The organism is Roseomonas sp. TS2, assembly GCF_058833935.1.
In genome coordinates, this window is sequence record NZ_JCACVY010000266.1 from 1 (window position 1) to 4,374 (window position 4,374).

A 4,374-nucleotide genomic window follows, 5' to 3' on the forward strand; every position below is an offset into this window, starting at 1 on the left:
GGCCTGCTCCGCCGGCCGGGTGGCCGACCAGAGCAGCCCCAGAACCAGCGCCGAGATGCCGCCCGCCGCGATGGTGGCCAGCACGTGGCGCCAGCCGCCGCGCTCCGCGGGCCGCGCCTGTTGCTGCTGCTCGGCCATGCTGCCGCTTCCTTCCGCCTGCGCCCGGGCATGGCGGGCCCTGCACGGCGGACCCTGCACGGCCCGGCCGCGCCAAACGGCCACCATGTCCTGATCTGTGAGGAAAGGTGAAGGGCAAGGGCGCGTGACCTCGCCGCCCTGTGATGCGCGGCGTGAGACGCGCAGGGGGAGGGGCGCGGCCCCTCCCCTCCGGCTTCAGCGCCGGATGGCGGCGTGCCCGGCGAAGCAGGCCATGTCCAGGATCTGGTTGACGCTGCTGCCCATGTTGATGATCTGCACCGGCTGCGAGAGCCCCACCATCAGCGGCCCGATGGTGGTGGCGCTGGTCAGGTGCGGCACCGCCTTGGTCAGGATGTGGGCGGCGTGCAGCCCGGGCATCACCAGCACGTTGGCCGGGCCGGCGAGGCGGCAGAACGGGTAGAGCGCCCGCAGCTGCGGGTTCAGCGCCACGTCGGCCGCCATCTCGCCATCGTACTCGAAGTCGGTCTCCTGCGCGTCCAGCAGCTTCACCGCCTCGCGCACCGGGCCGGTGATGGTGCCGCCCGGGTCGCCGAAGGTGGAGAAGGAGAGGAAGGCCACGCGCGGCTCCAGCCCCAGCTTGCGCGCCTCGGCGGCCGACTGGCGGGCGATGGAGGCGAGCGTCGCCGCATCGGGGCGCTCATGGATGGCGGTGTCGGCCACCAGCACGGTGCCGGCGCGGCGGGAGAGCATCAGCGTCAGGCCGAACAGCACCGTCTCCGGCGCCGGGTCGATGACGTTCGTCACCCCCTCCAGCGTGGCGGAGGTGGAGCGGGTGATGCCGGAGACCATGGCATCGGCGTCGCCCATCGCCACCATGCAGGCGGCGAAGGTGTTGCGGTCCTGGTTCACCAGGCGCTGGCAGTCGCGGAACAGGAAGCCCTGGCGCTGGCGGCGCTGGTAGAGGAACTCGGCATAGCGCGTGTTGCTGTCCGAGAGGCGGGCATTGTGGATCTCGATGCCCTCGGGCAGCGGGATGCCGAGCGCCGCCACCGTGGCCATCACCCGGTCCTCGCGCCCGACCAGCACCGGCGTGCCGTAGCCGGCGTTGCGGAAGGCGATGGCGGCGCGGATGACCTTCTCCTCCTCGCCCTCCGCGAACACGACCTTCTGCGGGTTGGCGCGCAGCCGCTCGGTGATGGCCTCCAGCGCGTTGGCGCCGGCGTCGAGCCGGCCGCTCAGGCTGCGGGCGTAGCGCTTGAGGTCGGGCAGCGGCTTGCGCGCCACGCCGGATTCCATCGCCGCCTTCGCCACGGCGGGGGAGACGCGGGCGATCAGCCGCGGGTCGAAGGCGTGCGGGATGATGTAGTTGGGGCCGAAGCGCAGGCCGGAGCCGCCGCCGGCGCCCGCCACCTCCTCCGGCACGTCCTCGCGCGCCAGCATGGCCAGCGCCTCGGCCGCCGCGATCTTCATCGGGTCGTTGATGGTGCTGGCCCGCACGTCCAGCGCGCCGCGGAAGATGAAGGGGAAGCCCAGGACGTTGTTCACCTGGTTCGGGTAGTCCGAGCGCCCGGTGGCGATGATGACGTCCTCCCGCACCGCGCGCGCCTCGTCCGGCGTGATCTCGGGGTCGGGGTTGGCCATGGCGAAGATGATCGGGTTGGGCGCCATGGCGCGCACCATGTCGGCCGTCACGGCGCCCTTGACGGAGAGGCCGAAGAAGGCGTCCGCCCCCTCCAGCGCCTGGGAGAGGGTGCGGCGGTCGGTGGTGACGGCGTGGGCCGACTTCCACTGGTTCATCCCCTCCGTGCGGCCGCGCCAGAGCACGCCCTTGGTGTCGCACATCAGGATGTTCTCGGGCCGCATGCCCATGGCCTTCACCAGCTCGGCGCAGGCGATGGCCGCCGAGCCGGCGCCGTTGATGACGAGCTTCGTCTCGGACAGCGCGCGCCCGGTCAGGTGGCAGGCGTTGATGAGGCCGGCGGCGGCGACGATGGCGGTGCCGTGCTGGTCGTCATGGAACACCGGAATGTCCATCAGCTCGCGCAGGCGCTGCTCGATGACGAAGCATTCCGGCGCCTTGATGTCCTCCAGGTTGATGCCGCCGAAGGAGGGGCCGAGATAGCGCACGGCGTTGACGAAGGCGTCCACATCCTCGGTGTCGATGCAGAGGTCGATGGAATCGACATCGGCGAAGCGCTTGAACAGCGCGGCCTTGCCCTCCATCACCGGCTTGCCGGCCAGCGCGCCGAGGTTGCCGAGCCCCAGCACGGCGGTGCCGTTGGAGATGACGGCCACCATGTTGCCCTTGGCCGTGTAGTCGTAGGCGAGGGAGGGGTCGCGGTGGATGTGCAGGCAGGGCTCGGCCACGCCGGGGGAATAGGCCAGGCTGAGGTCGCGCGCCGTGGTGAGCGGCTTGGTCAGCCGGATCTCCAGCTTGCCCGGCTTGCCCTCGGCGTGCAGGGCCAGCGCCTCCTCGGCGGTGATGCGGGCGGTGCGCGTGTCGCCCACCGGCAGCTTCTTCGTGTCGTCCATCGCTCTCGCGGGCTCCCGTGCTTCCCCCCCTTTATGTCGGCGCAGAGCGATACGCGAAAGGCAGGCGCTTCGCAGGTGCGGCATGGAAGGTGCCGCACCATTCTAGCATCGCGGCCTTAGCGGGCGGTTAACCGCCGCGCCTCAGGCGCGCCGCACGCTCCACGGATAGGGCGCGGTGCCCTCCAGGATGCCGGTGAGGCTGGAGCGGAAGGCGGTGCGCAGCGTGAACTGGCCGAGCGGCACGGTGGCCACCTCCTCCAGCCCGAGCCGCCCCAGCGCCTGCGCGGCCTTGCGCTGCGCCGCCGGGTCCGTGGCGTAGAGCCATTCCTGGGTCAGCGCCTCGGCGCGCTCGCTCTTCCACCAGCCGAACCAGCCATCCTCCCCCTGGCCGCGGATCAGCGGCGACATGGCGGGGTTGCCGTAGAAGGTGGCGGGGCCGGTGGTGTGGAAGATGCTCCAGCCGCCCTTCTCCACCGGCTCGCGCGAGCTGCGCCGCTGGATGACGGTGCCCCAGTCGGTTTCCGCCAGCTCGACGTTCATGCCGATGCGGCGCAGCGCGTCCGCCGTCACCTGGCCGAGCGGCCCGATGTCGGGGAAGTCGGTCGGGTTGATGATCACCGCCTTCTGGTCGGCGTAGCCGGCTTCCTTCAGCATGGCGCGGGCGCGGTCCAGGTCGCCCGGCATCAGGTCGGCATGGTCCTGGTAATAGGGGGTGCGCTTGGGCCAGATGCTGCGCGTGTCGGTCCAGGCGGAGCTGTCATCCCCCTGGGAGGCGCGCATGTAGTTCTCCTGGATGACGGAGGCGAGCACGGCGCGGCGCAGCTTCACATCGTCGAAGGGCGGCTGCAGGCAGTTCAGCCGCGCCAGCGCCAGGCGGCCGGCCTTGTCCGTCACCTCGCGGCGGATCTGCCGGTTGCGCGCCAGCATCGGCTGCAGGTCGGCCAGCGGGCGCTCCCACCAATCCACCTCGCCATTCATCAGCGCGCCGGCGGCGGTGGCCGCGTCGGGGATGATGTGCCACTCGATGCGCCGGAAATGCGCCACCTTGGCCCCCGCCGCCCAGTCCGGCGCCTCCTGGCGTGGCACGTAGCCGTCGAACTTCTCATAGGCCACGCGGCTGCCGGAATTGAACTCGCCGGCCAGGAAGCGGTAGGGGCCGGAGCCCACCATCTCGGTGATGGCCTTGCCGGCATCGGTCTGCGCCAGCCGCTCGGGCATGATGAAGGCGGCGCTGGTGTCCTTGCCGAGCGCGCTGAGCAGCAGCGGGAAGGCGCGGTCCAGCCGGATCTCGAAGGTGCGGTCGTCCACCACGCGCCATTCGCGCGTGACCCGGGCGAGAAGCTGGCCGAAGGGGTCGCGCACCGCCCAGCGCTTCAGGCTGGCCACGCAGTCCCGCGCCCGCACCGGCTCGCCATCGTGGAACTTCAGCCCCTCGCGCAGGCGGATGCGCCAGAGCTTGCCGTCCTCCAGCACCTCGTGGCCCTCGGCCATCTGCGGCTGGGGCTCCTGCGCCGCGTTCAGCGCGTAGAGCGTGTCGAACACGTAGTAGCCGTGGTTGCCGGTGACGGTGGCGGTGGTCCAGATCGGGTCCAGCGCCGTCAGGTTGGCCTGCGGCACGAAGCGCATCGTGCTGGCGCGGCTGTCCTGGCCGAGGGCGGGGGCGGCGAGGCCGCCGCCCAGCAGGGCCGTGGCGGCGCCACTCTTCAACAGGGTCCGGCGATGCATGGGCGTTCCTCCTTCGGC

Annotated in this window: 2 protein-coding genes; both read right to left on the reverse strand. The window is 71.6% G+C overall.

All coding sequences use genetic code 11. The features are described from left to right. Positions 1-333: 333 nt before the first annotated feature. Entirely contained in the window at positions 334-2,631 is a 2,298-nt protein-coding gene (locus ACZJYS_RS22960; RefSeq protein ID WP_109518791.1) for an NADP-dependent malic enzyme, read from the reverse strand. A gap of 141 nt (positions 2,632-2,772) precedes the next feature. Beyond that, on the reverse strand, positions 2,773-4,356 hold the full coding sequence (locus ACZJYS_RS22965) for an ABC transporter substrate-binding protein (RefSeq protein ID WP_493180450.1): 1,584 nt from the start codon (positions 4,354-4,356) through the stop codon (positions 2,773-2,775). Between the last annotated feature and the right edge of the window lie 18 nt (positions 4,357-4,374).

Excerpts from the sequence above, each read along its gene's own strand:
- ACZJYS_RS22965 (WP_493180450.1), bottom strand. The coding sequence starts at position 4,356 with ATGCATCGCCGGACCCTGTTGAAGAGTGGCGCCGCCACGGCCCTGCTG.
- ACZJYS_RS22960 (WP_109518791.1), bottom strand. The coding sequence starts at position 2,631 with ATGGACGACACGAAGAAGCTGCCGGTGGGCGACACGCGCACCGCCCGC.